We start from the raw sequence: 19,800 nt of genomic DNA, 5'->3' as shown, positions 1-19,800 counted from the left end.
GAAAGTCTTATTCCGGGCTTTCGCGGATGAATCCGCTCCTACATGGTTAAACAGGCATCACAGGATCTGACCGATGCGCCGACTTCTCACTGCCTGCTCCCTGCTCACACTGCTGGCCGGTTGCGCCAGTCATGACATCGATCCTCACGGCTACGACGAAACCGGCCGGGCCTCGTACTACGGCGCCAGGCATCACGGCAAACGTACCGCCAGTGGCGAACCTTTCAATCAGAATGCCTTGACCGCCGCTCATCGCGAGCTGCCTTTCGGCACGCGCGTCAAAGTCACCAATCTGGACAACGACAAGAGCGTTGTCTTGCGTATCAACGATCGTGGTCCTCACATTCGAGGGCGGCTGATCGATGTATCCCGCGAAGCGGCCGAGCAACTGGGCATGCTGCGCAGCGGAACCGCGCCAGTGCGCATCCAGAGCCTCGACTGAGGACACCCGGAATTATCCAGCTATCGAACCTTCCCGCCCCCGCACTCATCCAGCTGGTGAGTGGTCTTCTACTTTTACTGATCGGCGCCGAGCTGTCAGTACGCGCCGCCGTACGCATGGCCTCCATCCTCAATATTCGCCCGCTGATCATCGGCCTGACCGTTGTCGCCCTGGGCAGTAGCGCGCCGCAGATGGCAGTCAGCCTGCAAGCCGCGTTTTCCGACAGCACCGACATTGGCGTAGGCAGTGTCATAGGCAGCAATATCTTCAATGTGCTGGTGACGCTGGGGCTGTGCGCCCTGATCATTCCGCTGCGGGTCGCCCGCCAGGTCTTGCGCATCGATATCCCGCTGATGATCGGGGCCAGCCTGCTGGTCATCGGTCTGTCCTGGAATGGCGAGTTCAGCAAGTTCGATGGCGTGTTGCTGTTGGGTGCCCTGCTGGCCTGTCTTGTTATCGTCCTGCGCCAGGCCAGTCATGGCGCACGTCATGGCCATACGCACAGCACCGAAAAACCCCGTTCACTGACTTGCATTGCCCTGCTGGTCTGCGGCCTGCTGTTGCTGGCGTCTGGCGGCCATCTGCTGGTGGATGCGGCGGTGGTGGTCGCGATCAATCTGGGGCTGTCCGAGCGCATCATCGGCCTGACACTGATCGCCATCGTTACCTCGCTGCCAGCCCTGATGACTTCCCTGATCGCCGCACTGCGCGGCGAGCGGGATATCGCAGTGGGCAATGTGATCGGCAGCAACCTGTTCAACCTGCTGGGCGTACTGGGCCTGACTGCCCTGATCTCGCCTGTGCCATTGACGATATCTCCCAACGCGCTGGTTTTCGACCTGCCGATCATGCTCGGCGTCGCCGTGCTCTGCCTGCCGCTGTTTTACGCCGGTTATCGCATCACCCGCCTTGAGGGGCTGCTGCTGTTGGCGTTGTATCTGACCTACGGGCTGCATATCGTGTCGTTCAGTACCGGCATGCTGCTGGCTGAAAGGCTTGAACACCTGATGATCCAGTTCATCCTGCCGCTGCTCGGCACCGCGGTTGCCTTCGGCATCGTGAAGGCCTGGCGGCGCCAACATTGACCCAGGGGGAAACGCCATGACAGACAAGACAATCGGCAAGGGCGAACAGATGCGGCGTCAGGTCATGGGCGATGTATTCGTCGACCGTGCGCTGGGCAACGCCACCGAGTTCAGTCAGCCACTGCAGGATTTCGTCAACGAACACGCCTGGGGTAGCGTCTGGCAACGCGAAGGTCTGGACCTGAAAACCCGCAGCCTGATTACCTTGGCGACGCTGACTGCGCTCAAGTGCTCACAGGAACTCAAAGGTCATGTGCGTGGTGCCCTGAACAACGGCTGCACCGTGGAAGAAATTCGCGAAGCCCTGCTGCATTGCGCTGTGTATGCCGGGGTGCCCGCCGCTATCGAAGCGTTCCGCTCGGCACAGGAAGTGATAGACGCCTATCAGAAAGCCGACTAGATCCAGCCGCCCCACTGCAACAGGAAAATCCCGATATTGGTCGTCACCGCCGCCGCCAGGGTGGTGATGACGATAATCGCGGCGGCCAGCTCGTAATTGCCATTGGCGGTGCGAGCCATGATGTAGCTGGCTGCCGCCGTCGGGCTGCCGAAGTACAGGAACAGAATCCCCAGCTCAGCACCGCGAAAGCCCACCAGCCACGCTGCAAAAGTGCAGATCAATGGCAGCCAGACCATTTTCACCATGCTTGCACTGATCGCCAGCGCGCCGCTTTTGCGCAAGGACGCCAGCGACAGCGTGCCACCGATACAGATCAGCGCCAGCGGCAGAGTCATCTGCGCCAGATAGCTGCCGGAGGTTTCCAGCCACTTGGGCAGGCCGATGCTGAAATAGGCGAAAGGCGAAGCGACGATGACACTGATGATCAGTGGATTGGCCAAAACACTCTTGAACACACTCCACGGATCGGACTTGATGACCGGGCTGTAGACCGCCAGCACGATGGTCGAGAGTGCGTTGTAGAACACAATGACCAAGGCCGCGAGAATCGCACCCAGCGAAATACCGTATGCGCCATACATACTGGCGGCCAGCGCCAGCCCCACCACACCATTGTTACCGCGAAACGCACCTTGAACGTAAACGCCCCGATCCTCCCGAGGGCAACGCCAGATCGCCCAGCCCCACGTAGCTGCGAAGCTCAACAGAGTCGCGAGGCTGAAGAAAACCAGCAGCTTGGGTTGCAGTGCCTCGTTCAGATTGGCGTGAATGATCCCCAGAAACAGCAGAGCAGGCATGGTGACGTTAAACACCAGGCTCGACGCCACAACGATGAAACCATCATTGATCGCATGGATACGCTTGAGGACCACACCCAGGAACAACATGGCAAACACAGGCGCGGTAATGTTCAGGGTTTCAAGAAAAATAGCCAGCATGCCGCAGACCCGGTCCTGTCGTAAGGTGACCTCATCATAAGCCAGCAGGGGGAAAGGTGTTGCAAGGAATTTCAGTTCCTGGCTTACCACGCACATTGTGGGAGGGGCCTTGGCCGCGACAGCAATGTTTCAGGCGCTGAAAATGTGTTGCCTGTAAGCAAGTCGTCGCGGCCAAGGCCCCTCCCACGAAAGCACAGGACAACGAAAAACTAAACCACAGGCTGCAACTTGCGCTCAAACACCGACACACCATCCAGATCTCTCAGGGTCACGGTCATTTCTGCGGTCTGGCCGTCGATGTTCACTTCCCCGAAAAACTGGAAGCCGGCAAAGGGTGAGGTGTTCTGTGCGGGCGGGGCTTTCTGGAAGACCAGTTCCGGGCCGAAGGTCTTGTCCAGCGGGTTGGGGCCGAAGCTGCCGGCGTTGAGCGGGCCGGCCACGAACTCCCAGAACGGGTCGAAATCCTGGAACACGGCGCGGTCAGGTTGATAGTGGTGCGCCGCGCAGTAGTGGACATCGGCGGTCAGCCAGACGCAATCGCGGACCTTTTGCGCACGAAGAAAGGCAAGCAGTTCGGCGACTTCCAGCTCACGCCCCGAGGCCGGGCCATCGTTGCCGTTGGCGATGGCTTCCCAACGTGCCACACCGGGGCTGACTTCCCCATCCGGGACACCAAGACCGATAGGCATGTCTGCCGCGATGACTTTCCATTGCGCATTGGAGGCCTTGAGTTCGCGCTTGAGCCAGTCCAGTTGCTCACGCCCCAGAAAAGCGGTGGTCGGCCCCGGCTTGCCTGCCAGGTTCGCATCGTTGCCATCGCGATAACTGCGCATGTCCAGCACGAACACATCGAGCATCGGGCCGTAAGGAATCTTTCGGTAGATGCGACCGCCGTTATCGGCCTGTTGCAAACGCATGGGCGCGTACTCCAGAAAGGCCTGCCGCCCGCGAGCTGACAGCAACTGGATGTCCTTGACCTTGTAACGATCATCCAGCTGTTTGCTGGGCGACCAGTTGTTGGTGACCTCATGGTCATCCCATTGCCAGATCTGCGGCACCTCGGCATTGAAGCGGCGCAGGTTTTCGTCCATCAGGTTGTAGCGGTAATTGCCGCGATACTCGTCCAGCGTCTCTGCGACCTTGCTTTTCGCTTCGCTGGTGATGTTGCGCCAGATGCGCCCGCCCTCGGTCGTGATCTGCTCCGGGATCGGACCGTCGGCGTAAATGGTGTCGCCGCTGTGGATAAAGAAGTCAGGCAAACGCAAGCGCATGGCTTCATAGATACGCATGCCACCAATGTCCGGGTTGATGCCGAAGCCTTGGCCGACGGTGTCGCCACTCCACACAAAACGGATGTCACGGCGTTGTTGCGGCATGCTCCGCAAATGCCCGAACCAGGGTTCGCTGGCGACACCCGACTGGGCATCCTCGAAATAAACGCGGTAGAAAATCGCCTGATCCACAGGCAAGCCGCTCAACTCGACCCGAGCCGTGAAGTCGGTACGCTGATCGGCCAACGCCGACACCAGCCGCCGCGGGTTGGTGAACATGCTGCGGGTGTCCCACTCCACCACCATGCGCGATGGCCGGTCGCTGCGGCTCCAGACCATCGCCCGATCCCCCAGCAGATCCCCGGACTGCACGCCGTCGGTCATCTTCGGGCGATCCTGCACCGAGGCAATGACTGCGGGGGCCAGACCTGGCAACAGGAAACCTGCGCCAACAGCCTGAATGACACGACGACGCTTGAGATCGAACTGGCTCATGGTTAACCCCTTTCAAGATGGGAAAGGGGAAACCTAGCAGGGGAATGTTGGAGAGAGATGACAACCCGCTCCAACAGCTATCAGGCGGTGGCTTTGGTCAGTTCCATCTCCACCACTTCAGGCCGCTTGAGCAGCGCATAGATCACACCGGTCGCCACGCTGCCGACGACAATCGCCAGCAGATACAACAAGGCATGATTGATGGCGTTGGGGATCAGCATCACGAACAGGCCGCCATGCGGAGCCATCAGCTTGCAACCGAAGTACATCGACAAAGCACCGGTCAACGCACCGCCGATAACACTGGCAGGAATCACGCGCAGTGGGTCCTTGGCAGCAAAGGGGATCGCGCCCTCGGAAATGAAACACAGCCCCAGCACGAACGCGGCCTTGCCTGCCTCGCGCTCGCTTTGTGCGAACTTGCGGCGCGCCAGGATCGTGGCGATGCCCATGCCGATCGGCGGCACCATACCGGCGGCCATGGCAGCCGCCATGGGGGCGTAACTCTGGGACGCCAGCAAACCTACGGAAAACGCATAGGAAGCCTTGTTGATCGGCCCACCCAAATCCACGCACATCATCGCACCGAGCAGCACGCCCAGCAGAATCGCGTTGGTGGTGCCCATGCTGTCCAGGAAAGTGGTCAGGCTGGCGAGCATGCCCGCAACCGGCTTGCCCACCACATAGATCATCACTAATCCGGTGAACAGACTCGCCAGCAATGGAATGATCAGGATCGGCTTGAGCGCTTCGACACTCGCTGGCAAGCGCGCATAGCGGTTGATCAACTGCGCGCTGTAACCGGCCAGGAAACCGGCCACGATACCGCCGATGAAACCGGCACCCAGCGTACTGGCCAGCAAGCCACCGATCATGCCTGGTGCCAACCCCGGACGGTCTGCAATGGAGTAGGCGATGTAGCCGGCCAACAACGGCACCATCAGTTTGAATGCAGCCTCGCCGCCGATCTGCATCAAGGCCGCAGCCAACGTGCCCTCTTCCTTGAACGCGGTGATGCCGAACACGAACGACAACGCAATCAACAAACCACCGGCCACCACCATCGGCAGCATGAACGACACACCGGTCAGCAAGTGCTTGTAGACGCCAGTCCCTTCTTTTTTGGACGGCGACCTGGTCGCCTCGCCCGCAGATTCGACCTGCCCCTCGGCCAAGGCCTTTTTCAGGGTCGCCTCGGACTGTTTGAGAGCGATGCCGGTGCCGCAGCGGTAAATCTTCTTGCCTGCGAACCGGTCGGTGTTGACCTCGATATCCGTCGCCAGCAGCACCACGTCCGCATCGGCAATGGCTTGCGGGCTAAGCGGGTTGCGAGCGCCGACCGACCCCTGGGTTTCCACTTGCAGCTCGTAGTTCAGGCGTTTGGCAGCCTGCTGAATCGCCTCGGCCGCCATGAAGGTGTGAGCAACGCCGGTCGGGCAAGCGGTAATGGCGACGATGCGCGGCTGACTGCCCGAAGTGACTGCAACACCCTCACCGGCCGCAGGCGCAGCATAGACTTGGGCCTCATCGACGGCACGCTTCAGGAAAGCATCCACATCCTGCAAGGCATGGGCGGGCGTGTCCTGAAACAGGCGCTTGCCGACAAAACGGCTCAGGTCCAGCGGACCGGTGTTGACCACCAGCACCAGATCGGCGGCTTCGATATCCAGCACCGAAAGGTGCTGTTCGGACTTGTTCGGATCCACGATTTCAACGCTGGTTTCCCAGCCCTGACGCTGAGCTGCCGCTTCAAGCAATCGTGCGCTGAGGACGCTGCTGACCTTGCCGTTCGGGCAGGCCGTTACAATGGCTAACTTCATCACGAGCCTCTCTTATTGTTCTGTCAGGCTGCGCACAGTAACGCCGCCTTCAAGCCGTTTGAGTTGGGCGGCATCGGTAATGCCGAAACCGATCTGGGTCACTGCCATGGCGGCAATCGCCGTCGCCGTGCGCAAGGTTTTCTGAGGTTCATGACCGCTGAGCAAACCGTGAACCATGCCCGCCAGCAAAGAATCCCCGGCACCCACGGTGCTGGCGACGGTGACTTTCGGCGGCAGGGAATGTAACGCGGTGCCGGTGCTGAACCAGTGAACGCCCTCGGAGCCCTGGGAAATCACCACATGCTCGATGCCTTGCGCACGCAGGCGCGTTGCCGCTTCGGCCTGAGCGGCGATGGAGATGATCGGAGCATCGAGCGCATCGGCCAGCTCTTCGGTATTGGGTTTGATCAGCCAAGGTCCTGCGGCAAGACCGGCACGCAGAGCCAGACCGCTGCTGTCCAGCGCCACTTTGAGGCCAAGACTCTTGAGCATGAGCAAGAGCTTTTGCAGCCACTCGGGCGTAACGCCACGAGGCAGGCTGCCTGCGACTACCACGGCATCAAAACCGGAAGCGATCTGCTCGACTCTGGCGAACAGGGCTTGTTGAGCCTCGTCGCTGACCTGCGGGCCGGGACCGTTCAGGTCAGTGATACGGCCACTGCCTTCGGCCAGTTTGATATTGCTGCGGGTTTCTCCCGGCACACGAACGAACTCGTCGACAAAACCTCGCCGGGTAAACAGAGCCTCGAACGGCTGCTGATTGTCGATGCCGAGAAATCCGGCCACGGTCAGCTCATGCCCCAGATCGGCCAGCACTTGAGCCACGTTCAGGCCCTTGCCTGCCGCATGGCTGAGCATGGCATCGCTGCGATTGACCTGCCCGAGTTCCAGCTTGCCCAACTGCACAGTCAGGTCCAGCGCCGGGTTCATGGTCAGGGTTAGAATCTTCGCCATTACAAAGCCTCCACAAGCGCACGCACTTCGGCGGCGCTAGCTGCCGTCAGCGCCTGTTGCGCCAGTTTTTGAGCAGTACTCAGTTCCAGCTCCCGCACGCACGCCTTGACCTCGCCAATGCTGCGCGCCGAAACACTCAACTCATCCACACCCAGCCCGACCAGTACCGGGACAGCCAGCGGGTCCGCCGCCAGTTCGCCGCAAACGCCCACCCACTTGCCATTGGCATGGGCGGCGCGCACGGTCATGTCGATCAGTTGCAGCACGCTTGGGTGCAAACCGTCAGCCTGAGCGGAAAGGGTCGGATGGCCACGGTCGATGGCCATGGTGTATTGCGTCAGGTCGTTGGTGCCGACGCTGAAGAAGTCCACTTCCCTGGCCAGTACCGGTGCCAGCAAGGCGGCCGAAGGCACTTCGATCATGATCCCCAGTTGCAGGTCGCTGACCGGGATCTCCTCTCGCAGACGCTGAGTCATGTCACGCGCCTGACGCCACTCCTCAACAGTGCCGATCATGGGAAACATGATCCGCAGCGGGCCGCTGTCGGCTGAGCGCAACAAGGCACGCAACTGGCTTTCCATCACGTCGGGACGTTGCAGGGTCAGGCGAATGCCACGCACACCGAGGAACGGGTTTTCTTCCTTGTCGATAGGCCAGTACGGCAGCGGCTTGTCACCGCCGACGTCCAGAGTACGGACCACCAAAGGCCGGCCACCCAAGTCGGTGAGCACGCGGCGGTATTCAGCTTCCTGGGTAGCCTCGTCAGGCGCCTGTGAATGGGCCATGAACAGCAATTCGGTGCGCAGCAGGCCAATGCCTTCGGCGCCCTGCTCTACCGCCGCTGGCGTGCCGGTGCTGTCGCCGATGTTGGCGAAGACTTCGACGGCATGGCCATCGCGGGTCACGGCAGGTTCCATGCGCAAGGCCGCAGCGGCCTTGAGGCGCTGCTCGCGGGCATCGCGATCCTGAACCGCACGCTGCAAGGTCGACTCGTCCGGTGCGACAGTCAAACGACCGCGCTGGCAGTCGAGCAGCAGAACAGTGCCTGGCTTGAGCTGCAATACTTCGTCACCTGCCCCCACCAGCGCCGGAATACCAAGGGCGCGAGCCACGATAGCGCTGTGCGCCGTTGCGCCGCCACGCGCAGTGAGAATACCCGCGACATGCGCCGGGTCCAGTCGTGCCACGTCGGACGGGCCGACTTCGTCCATCACCAGGATGTAAGGCTCGTCCGGAGCCGCCACGGTTTCGACACCGCAGATTTGCGCCAGCACACGACGCCCCACATCCCGCAGGTCCGCTGCACGCTCGGCCAGCAGCACATCATTCAATTGCTCCTGCCGGGATGCAGCAGCATCGATCACTCCAGCCCAGGCAGCGGCAGCACTTTCGCCCTTGTTCAGACGCAGTTCGGCTTCGTTGCCCAGCTCCGGGTCATCGAGCATTTCCTGGTGGGTAATGAAGATTTCGCGGATGGCCTTGGCCTTGCTCCGCTGGATCAGGCTTTCGATATCCTCGCGTACTTCGACCAGAGCCTGTTGCAGACGCTCACGCTCGGCGGCAACCGATTCGCCTTGCTGCGGATAATCGAATGCTTGCAGCACTTGAACATGCGCAGGCCCCATGGCAATGCCCGGCGAAGCCGAGACAGCCTGCAACACGGCGCCATCGAGGGGCGCAACCACGGCCTTGGCCACAGCGGATTTCTGGGGAGCCGGTTGCGGCTCGGTCGCGACCGGCAATGGCTCGACCTCTTCGCCCAGACCTTGCTCCACCGCCGCCAACAAGGCAGGCAAAGCGTCTTGCGCGATGCTCGGTTCAGCGATGAATTCCAGCGTCTGCCCGCGACGTGCGCCGAGGCTGAGCAGCTTGCTCAAGCTCTTGGCCGACACTGCGGTTTCGCCGGTTTCCAGCACACGCACGCGAATCTCGCCTTCAAACTCCTTGGCCAGTTGCGCCAGCACCTTGGCCGGGCGGGCATGCAGGCCATGGGCGTTAGCCAGAGCGATCTGCCGGGTCGGCCACTCGGCAGGCAATTCACCGCCCAGAGCCTGGAGGATGACGCGGCTGTTGGTGGCATGGCCCAATTCGTGGCCACGGCCTTCGATCAACAGCGAGCACAGGCGCTCAAGCAATGCCTGGTGCCCTTCTCCCAGGCTGGCCAGGCAGAACAGCCCGGTCAGCGGCTGCCCCAGATAGCGCAAGGGTTTGTCCGGTGTCACAAAGGCCAGGCCGGGACGCTTGACCGTCTGCTCGCTGTGCAGCCACCACAGGCCATCACCCAGCGACAAGGCCTCGACCTGCTGGAGAATCGCGGCAAAACCGTTGTTGACGCAATCAGCCCGACGCAACAGGCGAGCACCACGCCAGACCAGTTCTTCAAAATCATCGGCCGACACGCCGAGGCTGATCATCTGGGCATCGAGGGCCAGCTCCTGAGGCGCGCCCTGCAACAGCCGGAGCAGGTCTTCCGGCGTTTTCGCCTCGCGCAGAGCCTGACCAAGGTCCGCTTCGCCCAATGCACGGGTCAGCAGTTGCAGAAGTCGCAGATGTTCGTCCGACTTGGCTGCAATACCGATGGCCAGATAGACGATTTGCCCGTCGCCCCAGTCCACGCCTTCGGGAAATTGCATCAGGCGCACGCCGGTAGTGAATACCAGGTCGCGGGTTTCAGGCGTGCCATGGGGGATCGCGATACCCTGGCCGAGGAAGGTCGAACCTTGCTGCTCGCGGTTCATCAGTCCGTTGAGATAACCCTCTGCAACCAGACCGTCAGCGACCAGATGGTCTGCGATCAGTTGCAATGCGCCAGACTTATCCACCGCCGAGCGGCCCATGGATATTTGCTCCAGAGAGAGTTCGAGCATGCCTTGACTCCTGTGCAGCGCCAGAGCGCTACCTGATTCTTGTTTTAATGACGACCATGAGAGATCGACAGCTTAGGTGATGAAAGTGCTGCCTGTCGGATATCACTTTCATCTTGATTTGCAGCAAATATCAGCCTGCTGAATCGTTTAATCTACAATTGGACGGCACGTTACTCGATTATGGGCTTTCATTGAAGCCCGGTCGGTCCGATAGCTGTAGGAGACGTCGTAAAATAGACCGAGCACTTGGGCATCCCCTATGGTCTGCTGTAAAGATGCTCTGCGATCAGCGAAAATCCTCGCTGATTCGAGACAACCACGAAAAGGAACTTTTCGCGTGAAACTCAGCGATATTGCGCGTCTGGCAGGTGTTTCCGTCACCACGGCCAGTTACGTAATCAATGGCAAGGCCGAACAACAACGCATCAGCCCTGCGACCGTCGAGCGTGTAAAGGCGGTGGTCGAACAACATGACTTTCGCCCCAACCCTCAAGCCGCAGGCTTGCGCAGCCGTCACAGCCGCACCCTGGGGTTCATCCTGCCGGATCTGGAAAACCCCAGTTACGCCCGTATCGCCAAGTTGCTGGAGCAAGGAGCCCGCGCCCATGGCTATCAGTTACTGATCGCCAGTTCCGACGACGACCCCATCAGTGAGCAACAACTGCTGCAAGTCTTCCGTGCCCGCCGCTGCGATGCGTTGCTGGTCGCCAGTTGCCTGCCCGCCAGTGACGACAGTTACCGGGAATTGCAGAACAAAGGCTTGCCAATCATCGCCATTGACCGGGAAATGAACCCCGAGTTCTTCTGCTCGGTGGTCAGCGACGACCACGACGCCAGCCTGCAACTGACCCGCAGCCTGCTCCAGACCCATCCCGAACATATCGCCTTGCTCGGAGCACGACCTGAGCTGAGTGTCAGCCAGGCACGCGCGGAGGGGTTCCGGCATGCGCTCGATGGCTTTACCGGCACGACCACGATTGAACATGGCCAGTCCTTCAGCCGCGAGTGCGGCCAGCGTTTGATGAACGACATGCTGCAACGCCTGGGTCACCTGCCCAATGCGCTGATCACAACATCCTACGTGTTGCTGCAGGGGGTTTTCGATGTGCTGCAAAGCCAGGAACTCAACCCGGCGCAACTGCATCTGGGCACATTCGGTGATACCCAGTTGCTGGACTTCCTGCCGTTGCCGGTCAATGCCATGGCCCAGCAGCATCAGTTGATTGCCGAAAAAGCCCTGCAACTGGCACTGGCCGCCATCGAGAACAACCAATATCAACCCGGCGTGCATGCCATCGTGCGAACCTTCAAGCAACGCATTCACGAGGCCTGACGGTGACGCTGATCGACACCCACACCCACCTGGACTTTCCGGACTTCGACGCCGATCGGGCTCAGGTTCTGGATAACTGCCGCGTATTGGGCGTGGAGCGCATGGTGGTTCTGGGGGTTTATCAGCGTAACTGGCAACGTTTGTGGGATTTGACCCAAGAGCATCCAGAGTTGTATGCGGCGTTCGGCCTGCACCCTATCTACATCGACGAGCATCGCCCCGAGCACTTGAACGAACTGGGCGACTGGTTGACGCGCCTGAAGGGCAATTCCCGGTTGTGCGCGGTGGGCGAGATCGGTCTGGATTACTACGTTGAAAACCTGGACCGCCACAGCCAGCAGCAAGTCTTCGAGGCGCAGCTGCAACTGGCCGCTGATTTCGATCTGCCAGCGCTGTTGCATGTGCGACGCAGCCACGCCGATGTGATCGCGACACTCAAGCGTCACAAGCTCAAACGCAGCGGGATCATCCATGCATTTGCCGGCAGTCGAGAGGAGGCTCGGGAATATATCAGGCTGGGTTTCAAGCTCGGCCTTGGCGGTGCAGCGACCTGGCCACAGGCGTTACGCATGCATCGGGTCATCGCCGAGTTACCACTGGAAAGCATTGTGCTGGAAACCGACTCACCGGACATGGCTCCGGCGATGTATCCGAATCAGCGCAATAGTCCAGAGCATTTGCCGGAAATATCCCGGGCGCTGGCCGGGCTGTTGAAAGTCAGCCCGGAGCAGTTAGCGCAAGTGAGTACGCGCAATGCCTGTGAGTTGTTCGGGTGGCCTGCTCGCGAATGAGCTGACTCAGATCAACAATGTCCACAGCGCAAAACCCGCATACCAGACCACTGCGGCGCGTATCAGCAACTCCCAGAGCAGATCGAGGCTGGTCACGCCATCAGCGCCCATGACGGGTGCCGGGACCTCGCTGGCAACGCGGCCGATACGGGTAATCAGTTGTGCGGCGCTGATGTTCCAGTTGAGCAGTTCATGCAGCATCACCCGGCTGACTGCAACGAAGTTGCCCACCAGTGCGAAACTGGCCGCCAGCAACCTGACCGGTATCCAGTCAAAGGCATGCCGCAATTGTGTCGCCCGCTCTACCAAGGCCTGGGTCTTGCCATTTTCGGCCGCCAGCGCCAGCAAGCGGTAAGCCAGTGCAGCAACAGGCCCCAGCAGGAAGTACCAGAAGATCACCACGAAGAAACTCTGGTAAGCCTGCCAGAGCATGTAACTTTGAACGCCCTCCAGCAGTTGCTCGCCATTGTCCGCCAACACGCCCATGTCTCTTTCAGCCACATGCACGGCGGCCTGTTCGTCGCCACGCCGGCAGGCATCACGAAAGGGTCCCAACGCAGCAAGCAGATCGCCACGGCCAAGGCTGTAGATCAGCACCAGAAGGTGGATCGGCAATGCCAGCCAGCCGTAAGCAACCGAGCCGACGATGGTCAGCGCCAGTTGCAATATCAGAAGCGGCAGCAGGATCAGCAGGGCCAGGATGACCCACGGGCGAGAGGCGGTTCGCGGACTTGATTCAAGCCTGGCCAACTCCTTCAGCCAAGCCCCGTCACGTTGTACACGCTGACGCAGTGCCGAGAATTTTTCGACCCAGACTGCCAGCAGCAACACCAGAAAACTCATTGCTTAATCCCTCACTTCAGTCCTGCAAAGCGGCTTGAAAACGGGCCCAGTCGAAACACGGCCCCGGATCGGTCTTGCGTCCCGGAGCGATATCGCTGTGCCCACAGATGCGCTCAGGCGTAATTGCCACAAACGCCTGACGCAACTGGCGCGTCAGATCGATCAAGGCGGCATATTGCGCATCGGTAAAGGGCTGGTCATCCGTGCCTTCCAGCTCGATACCGATGGAAAAGTCATTACAGGCTTCGCGCCCCTGGAAACAGGAAACGCCAGCATGCCAGGCGCGGTCAAGACATGAGACGAATTGAGTGACCTCGCCATCACGCTCGATCAGAAAATGCGCCGAAACGCGCAAGTCGGCAATGCCCTCGAAATAGGGATGCTCGGTGATATCCAGCTGATTCTGAAAAAAACACTGGACCTTGCCCGTCTTGAACTGGGCAGGCGGCAGGCTGATGTTGTGGATCACCAGTAGCGAGATTTCGCCCTCAGGTCGCGCATTGAAATTGGGTGAAGGGCAATGCTGCACGCCGTCACACCAACCGCTGGCGGGGTCCAACTGCATGAAGGCTCCTTGGAGAGAGGGGTCGATAGGCACAAGTATGCCCAAACAGCATCGCCGGTAGGAGCGAATTCATTCGCGAAGGTATTTCAGGCGATGGATCTTCGTGGGCCGGGCCCTCTCCCATATCAGGTTTTATGCGCCCTTGAGCTTGCGCAGGCTGCTGATCACCGACTCCAGCGCACGGTCGAACAGCAAGGCATCGTCGAGAATGCGGATGGTGCCGCGACGCAATTCGATTGCCAGCCCCATGCGGGACTTCTCCAGAACCTTCATGCCGGTACGATTGACGAACACGTAACGCCCGGAAGGCTCGACGATAGCCGTGAGCTTGCAGCGCAGCTTGTTCTCCTCGTCTTCCTGGATCTCGACCCAATTGCCAACGCGCAGCTTGTCGACCATCTGCAGGCCTGCATCGTCATTGGGCAATTGCAGGACACTTTCATTGCTCAAAGGCTCGTCAGGCGCAGTCAGAACGATCTCCTCCATCACGACCATCATTGCCGGGCCTTCAGCAGGCTCGGCTTCAGCCAGTGCTACAGAGCTTTGAAGCTCCTCGCCCTGAACATCCTGAAGGCGTGAGAAATGCTGGAAAGCCTGGACATGCAGAACTTCCAGCTGACTGAAGAATTCACTGGTGGCGAACGGGTCAAAAGCGGCGCTGGTCAGACCCTCGCGCAGTGACTTGAGCAGCCCCGGCACCAGTTCGAGCAGCTTCTGCCGTGATTCCGGGTCTTCGTGCAGTTCGACACTCCAGACCAGATCGTCCATGGCCTGCAAACCGGCCAGCCACTCGCTCGAACCTTCGCCATGCTTGAGGCAGGTCAGCAGCAGCACCTTGCTCCAGGCCTGCTCCAGCAGACGCACCACAGCTTCGGGCAGAGTTTTACCCAGCAAGCGCTGGTTCAATTCATGCTGAACCAACTGACGCGCCAGCTCGGCACGGGTGCGGCCCTCTTCGGCATCCCGAGTACGCTGCTCAAGCAGTTCGCTACGACGGCGCTCGTCGCTGGTGAAAGCCAGGAAGTCAGCCAGCAGTTCGGAGAAAATCGCCGGGTCATCGACAAAATCGTTGAGCAGACGCTGCACGATCTGGTCGACACGCATGTACAGCGAGTCGCGCTGATAATCATCGCGCCCGCCCCAGCCCAGTGCAGCAGTGGCAATTTCGTTGAGCAGACGACGGGCAGGATGGCTGCCACGACTGAAGAAACTCTTGTCGATCACTGCGACTTTCAGCATCGGGATCTGCAACCGCCCGATCAACGCCCGCAGAGAGTGAGGCAGGTTGCGATCGTCGAGAATGAATTCAAAGAGCATGGCGATCAGGTTGATCACATCTTCGTCGCCTGCACCAACGCCGCGAGACTTGCCGCTCTTTACGCTGACGCGGGTCAGCAGTTGCTCCAACTGGTTACGCAGGTCGAAATCTTCCGGAGCATCCGAGGCCGGTACGTACTGCTGAAGATGCGAGAGCAGGCGCAGGAGATCCTTGCTGGAAATCGGGCGGACTTCGGAGCCTGGACCATGACGAGGCGTCAGATTGCCCCTGACTTGCAGCAACAATTCCTGCAGCGCCGAAAACACTTCGAGCACGCCCTTGTCGAGCTTATCAGCGGCCTGCGCCAGAGCTGGGTCGGACAGTTCGCTGGCACGCTTCCTGGGAGCTGCGCGATCGGATGAGCGACGGGCCGGCAAGGCTTTCATTTCAGGCAGGATGCCGGTAGCGATCAGCAACTGGTTGGCTTCGCTATACAAATGATCGGTGTTGGCCAGGATGTATTTCTCGAACAGCTTGAGAATGATCAGCTTGACCTTGATCTCGACCCCCAGGCTGCGCTTGGCCTGGAGAAAGAAATTGCACAGCATTGCCGGCCCCATGGGGTTGGCATCGACTGTAATGGATTGGGGAAGCAGCTCGTTCAAGCGCGCGGTCAACTGGCTCAAGGCAACGCCATCGCGGCTCATGACCTTGGCCACCATCGAGTCGACGGCCACGGTTTTTTCCAGCTCGTCGTTGGGCACCAGTGACAGCTTGTCGAAAGCGACCGCCGCCGGCAGCACCGGCTCGGTGATCTGATACTGACCCAACGCCAGGAAAGACTCGTAGAACTTGTCGAGAAAGGCACGCTCGATGCTTTTGCGCTTGAGGCGCAAATCACGCATGGCCTCGAAAAAGGTGTTCTGTTCGGTATTGCTGATGGCGCGATCAGCCATTTCAAAAAGGGTGTCGTCAGCGTTATCGAACAACGCTTGCAAGGCATCCTTGAGCTGCTGTGCGGCTTTATCACGCACCTGCAACAACACGACGGGCAGCCGGGCCAAAGGCGTACTTGTACCCTGCGCAGGGATTCCCTTGCTCAACGGCACAACGTTTTCGTCGTTTTGCATCAAACCCCCTGACAGGAAACGGCTTAAATCCCATCACAAACGCGGCTTGCAACCCTCGCCTGTGAAGCGATCCACTTGGTCTTTGCGCTACGTCAAAGCTATGACGTCAAATACAAGTCGGATTATCTTTCAAAACTTGTATCGAACGCCAGCAAAGTATTTCGCTCTGTAACAGGCGCAATACACAAAGAGGATGTGCTGCGATAGACAACGCCAATCGACATATATCGCAAAGGAATTTACAAAACCGACCAACAGCACACTTTGCGCGCATGGCCGGCCGTACAGGTGGGTTACAAAGGTGGCGTGCCTTATACTCGTGCGACTTTGTTAGTGGAGCCCGCTATGCCGAATTTACGACTCGCCGACCTGACAGCTGAAATCGAAGCCAATGTGCGGCGCGCATTGCTTGAAGATGTCGGCAGTGGCGATATCACCGCTCAATTGATCCCTGCCGAGCGGCTGGCCAAGGCAACGATCATTTCCCGCGATGCGGCGGTGATCGCAGGTGCCGCATGGGTCGATACGGTTTTTCGTCAACTGGACCCACGGGTCGCCGTTCACTGGCAAGTGGCCGATGGTGACCGCGTAAGCCCCAATCAGGCGTTGTTCCATCTGGAAGGCCCGGCTCGCTCCCTGCTGACCGGAGAACGTAGCGCACTCAACTTTCTGCAATTGCTGTCAGGCGTTGCCACCCGTGCGCAGCACTATGCAGACATCGTGAGCGACACTCAGGTCAAGCTGCTCGATACCCGCAAGACCCTGCCCGGCCTGCGTCTGGCGCAGAAATATGCCGTGACCTGTGGCGGCTGCCATAACCACCGCATCGGTCTGTACGACGCCTTCCTGATCAAGGAAAACCACATTGCAGCCTGTGGCGGCATTGCCCAGGCCGTGGCCGCCGCGCACAAGATTGCGCCAGGCAAGCCAGTGGAAGTCGAAGTTGAAAGCCTGAGTGAACTCAAGCAGGCGCTCGATGCCGGTGCCGACATCATCATGCTCGACGAACTGAGCCTGGATGACATGCGCGAGGCCGTACGCCTGACCGCAGGACGCGCCAAGCTTGAAGCCAGCGGCGGCATCAATGACGATACCTTGCGAGTGATCGCTGAAACCGGCGTGGACTATATCTCGATCGGCGCGATGACCAAGGACGTGAAGGCTGTGGACTTGTCCATGCGCTTGAGCCTCTGATTTATCCACAGGTCGACAGAGGAGTCGTCATCTTGGATCAATGGTTTGTAGTGAATGCGGGCAAGCAACTCGGCCCCATGGATGCAGCAGCGGCTCGCCTCATTGCTCGTGAGGCGCCGGGCGCATGGTGCTGGAAGCAGGGCATGCCGGACTGGCAGCCGATTTATCAGGTGCAGGAAGTCCGGGCCATGAAGAAAGACGGCATCACGCCCTTTCCGGACCCGACGCCCGACATGATCCAGCCCCGGCCCTCAGCCCTGCCTGCGCATGCAGCTCCAGCTCCAGCTCCAGCTCCAGCTCCAGCGATTAGACGACCTTCGTTCACTCCCGATCCAAACAGTTCAAGCGGTTTTGGCTCCGGGCAGGCCACCGATGGCGTGGATTTCAAGCTGTACGGCACCGAAACGCAATTCGTCGAACTTGAGCTGGACCGAGGCGAGAGCGCCGTGGCCGAAGCAGGCTCGATGATGTACAAGACCTGCGACGTGCAGATGGAAACCATCTTCGGCGACGGCAGCAGCCAGTCTTCAGGGCTGCTGGGTTCGCTCTTCGGCGCGGGCAAACGCATGCTCACCGGCGAAAGCCTGTTCACTACCGTGTTCTCGCAACAAGGCTCCGGCAAAGGTCGCGTCGCATTCGCTGCACCCTACCCCGGCACCATCCTGCCTCTGCGCCTGCGTGACTTCGGTGGCAAGTTGATCTGCCAGAAGGACAGCTTTCTGGCAGGTGCCAAAGGTGTCTCCATCGGCATTCAGTTCCAGAAGAAAATCCTTACCGGCCTGTTTGGTGGTGAGGGCTTTGTGTTGCAAAAACTCGAAGGCGACGGCTGGGTGTTCGTTCACATGGGCGGCACCGTTCGCAAGATCGAACTGGCAGCGGGCGAGTCGCTGGATGTGGATACCGGCTGCCTCGCAGCCATGACCCAAGGCGTCGATTACGACATCCGTATGGTCGGTGGCATCAAGTCGATGCTGTTTGGCGGTGAAGGCGTATTTTTCGCCAAACTGACCGGCCCCGGCACGGTATGGCTGCAAAGCCTGCCCTTCTCACGTCTGGCCGGACGCATGCTGGCGGCGAGCCCGGCAGGAGTGGCACGAAGCGAGCGCTGAATAATCCCCGGGCCGGTTTGCGGCCCGGAATGCACAAGGACGAGACATGCAAATCACCCAAGGCCAACGAGTCCCGCTTTCCAGCCTGATTCAAGGCTCGGATCTCACCCTGTCCATCGACATCAAGTCCTCCCACGTGATCGATTACGTCTGCTTCGGTGTCGACGCCCAGGGCAAGCTGTCGGATGACCGCTACATGATCTTCTTCAATCAACCCAACAGCCCTTGCAACAGTGTCAGGCAGGTAAACGGCGGTGACTTTCAGATTGCCCTCGCCGGGCTGCCCGCCTCTATCGACCGGCTTGTGTTCACTGCATCCATCGATGGCGCAGGAGCGATGAGCGACATTCAGGCCAGCCATTTCAGCATCAAGGACGCAGGCCGCGAAGTCGCTCGCAGCGAGTTCTCTGGCGCAACCTTTGCTGCCGAGAAAGCAATCATGGTCACCGATATCTACCGCAAGAACGGTGAATGGCGCATTGCATCAAACCTGCAAGGCTACAACGCCGGTCTGGATGCACTGGTGGTGCACTTCGGAGGGGAAGTCTCGGAGGCGCCTGCTCCTGCGCCAGCCAAGGTTTCACTGGAGAAGAAAATCGCCGAGGCCGCGCCTCAACTGGTCAGCCTGGCGAAAAAGGCTCAGGTCAGTCTGGAGAAAGCCAGACTGACCGACACCAAGGCTCGTGTCGGGCTGGTACTGGATGCTTCCGGCTCCATGAACGCGCAATACAGCCGTGGCCATGTACAGGAAGTCGTCAACCGCCTGATTCCTCTGGCGGTGCATTTCGACGATGACGGCGCACTGGACTGCTGGGCCTTCGGTGCCCGGCCTTGTCAGTTGTCGTCGGTGTCGCTGAGCAACTTCAAGGACTTTATCCAGACCGACAACGGTGGCTGGAAAAACTGGGAGTTGGGCGCGCGGGTGAATGATGAGCCCAAAGCCATGCGCATGGTCATCGACTACTACAAGAAGTCAGGCGACAAGACGCCGATCTACATCCTGTTCATCAGCGATGGCGGCGTTCATCAGGACAGGGAAATCACCAGACTGATGATCGAGGCGGCAAAACTGCCTATCTTCTGGCAATTCGTGGGCCTGGGCGGACGCGGTTACGGAATCCTGGAAAAGCTCGACGACATGACCGGACGGACTGTGGATAACTGCAACTTCTTCGCTCTGGACAGACTGGATGAAGTCCCGGAAGAGAAACTTTACGACTTGCTGATGGAAGAGTTCCCGGACTGGCTCAAGGCCGCCAAGGGTGCCGGGATTCTGTAAGTTTTCCAGACAGAGGGTGGGGCCTT

General features: G+C 59.8%; 16 protein-coding genes. 8 read left to right on the top strand and 8 right to left on the bottom strand.

What is annotated here, in order from left to right; genetic code table 11:
• The first annotated feature begins 73 nt into the window (after positions 1-73).
• From JL015_RS13410 to JL015_RS13400, 3 genes are read left to right on the top strand one after another with little or no spacing between them, the layout of a single operon-like run.
• A complete protein-coding gene (locus tag JL015_RS13410) occupies positions 74-442 on the top strand; it encodes a septal ring lytic transglycosylase RlpA family protein (protein ID WP_201018782.1) in 369 nt (122 codons plus the stop codon).
• Between the two features lie 53 nt (positions 443-495).
• Positions 496-1,527, top strand: a complete 1,032-nt coding sequence (locus JL015_RS13405; protein ID WP_201018812.1) for a calcium/sodium antiporter — start codon at positions 496-498, stop codon at positions 1,525-1,527.
• A 16-nt stretch (positions 1,528-1,543) separates the two neighbouring features.
• Complete coding sequence (locus JL015_RS13400; protein WP_201005813.1) at positions 1,544-1,927, top strand: carboxymuconolactone decarboxylase family protein; 384 nt, start codon at positions 1,544-1,546, stop codon at positions 1,925-1,927.
• Here JL015_RS13400 and JL015_RS13395 read toward each other — a convergent pair.
• The 5 genes from JL015_RS13395 to ptsP form a co-directional block, all read right to left on the bottom strand.
• Positions 1,924-2,865 (bottom strand): AEC family transporter, encoded by a 942-nt coding sequence (locus JL015_RS13395; RefSeq protein WP_201018781.1) that lies wholly within the window; start codon positions 2,863-2,865, stop codon positions 1,924-1,926. The two genes, JL015_RS13400 and JL015_RS13395, sit on opposite strands and share 4 nt — an antisense overlap.
• Before the next feature lie 209 nt (positions 2,866-3,074).
• Complete coding sequence (locus JL015_RS13390; protein WP_201018780.1) at positions 3,075-4,631, bottom strand: alkaline phosphatase D family protein; 1,557 nt, start codon at positions 4,629-4,631, stop codon at positions 3,075-3,077.
• Positions 4,632-4,711: 80 nt separating this feature from the next.
• Positions 4,712-6,451 carry a PTS fructose-like transporter subunit IIB gene (locus JL015_RS13385; RefSeq protein ID WP_201018779.1) on the bottom strand — a complete coding sequence of 580 codons (1,740 nt, stop codon included), beginning with the start codon at positions 6,449-6,451 and terminating at the stop codon, positions 4,712-4,714.
• A 12-nt stretch (positions 6,452-6,463) separates the two neighbouring features.
• The gene (pfkB, locus tag JL015_RS13380; RefSeq protein ID WP_201018778.1) at positions 6,464-7,405 is read right to left on the bottom strand and encodes a 1-phosphofructokinase; all 942 of its coding nucleotides are present in this window, start codon (positions 7,403-7,405) and stop codon (positions 6,464-6,466) included.
• Complete coding sequence (gene ptsP / locus JL015_RS13375) at positions 7,405-10,272, bottom strand: phosphoenolpyruvate--protein phosphotransferase (RefSeq protein WP_201018777.1); 2,868 nt, start codon at positions 10,270-10,272, stop codon at positions 7,405-7,407. Before ptsP ends, pfkB begins: the two co-directional genes overlap by 1 nt.
• A gap of 337 nt (positions 10,273-10,609) precedes the next feature.
• On the opposite strand from ptsP, the gene cra reads away from it, so the two are divergent.
• Together cra and JL015_RS13365 are read left to right on the top strand one after the other, a co-directional pair.
• Positions 10,610-11,605, top strand: coding sequence for a catabolite repressor/activator (gene cra, locus JL015_RS13370; protein WP_201018776.1), 996 nt, complete (start codon positions 10,610-10,612; stop codon positions 11,603-11,605).
• The gene (locus JL015_RS13365) at positions 11,602-12,396 is read left to right on the top strand and encodes a TatD family hydrolase (protein WP_201018811.1); all 795 of its coding nucleotides are present in this window, start codon (positions 11,602-11,604) and stop codon (positions 12,394-12,396) included. The genes cra and JL015_RS13365 overlap by 4 nt, the downstream gene beginning before the upstream one ends.
• Before the next feature lie 6 nt (positions 12,397-12,402).
• Here the strand turns inward: JL015_RS13365 and ampE are convergent, their stop codons facing one another.
• The 3 genes from ampE to JL015_RS13350 all read right to left on the bottom strand — a co-directional run bounded on the left by ampE (position 12,403) and on the right by JL015_RS13350 (position 16,192).
• Complete coding sequence (gene ampE, locus JL015_RS13360; protein ID WP_201018775.1) at positions 12,403-13,239, bottom strand: regulatory signaling modulator protein AmpE; 837 nt, start codon at positions 13,237-13,239, stop codon at positions 12,403-12,405.
• Between the two features lie 16 nt (positions 13,240-13,255).
• Complete coding sequence (gene ampD / locus JL015_RS13355; RefSeq protein WP_201018774.1) at positions 13,256-13,804, bottom strand: 1,6-anhydro-N-acetylmuramyl-L-alanine amidase AmpD; 549 nt, start codon at positions 13,802-13,804, stop codon at positions 13,256-13,258.
• Between the two features lie 132 nt (positions 13,805-13,936).
• Entirely contained in the window at positions 13,937-16,192 is a 2,256-nt protein-coding gene (locus JL015_RS13350) for a DUF1631 domain-containing protein (protein ID WP_201018773.1), read from the bottom strand.
• A 345-nt stretch (positions 16,193-16,537) separates the two neighbouring features.
• Between JL015_RS13350 and nadC the strand changes: the two genes are divergently transcribed.
• The 3 genes from nadC to JL015_RS13335 are packed head-to-tail and all read left to right on the top strand — an operon-like array spanning position 16,538 to position 19,774.
• A complete protein-coding gene (nadC, locus tag JL015_RS13345; RefSeq protein ID WP_201018772.1) occupies positions 16,538-17,386 on the top strand; it encodes a carboxylating nicotinate-nucleotide diphosphorylase in 849 nt (282 codons plus the stop codon).
• 32 nt (positions 17,387-17,418) lie between these two features.
• Positions 17,419-18,495 (top strand): TIGR00266 family protein, encoded by a 1,077-nt coding sequence (locus tag JL015_RS13340; RefSeq protein WP_201018771.1) that lies wholly within the window; start codon positions 17,419-17,421, stop codon positions 18,493-18,495.
• A gap of 46 nt (positions 18,496-18,541) precedes the next feature.
• Positions 18,542-19,774, top strand: coding sequence for a VWA domain-containing protein (locus tag JL015_RS13335; protein WP_201018770.1), 1,233 nt, complete (start codon positions 18,542-18,544; stop codon positions 19,772-19,774).
• Positions 19,775-19,800 lie beyond the last annotated feature (26 nt).

This window comes from Pseudomonas cichorii (genome assembly GCF_015471405.1).
GTDB classification, from domain to species: Bacteria; Pseudomonadota; Gammaproteobacteria; order Pseudomonadales; family Pseudomonadaceae; genus Aquipseudomonas; species Aquipseudomonas serbiensis.
The sequence above is the reverse complement of the archived record's forward strand: the minus strand, read 5'-3'. Positions and strand labels throughout refer to the sequence as shown.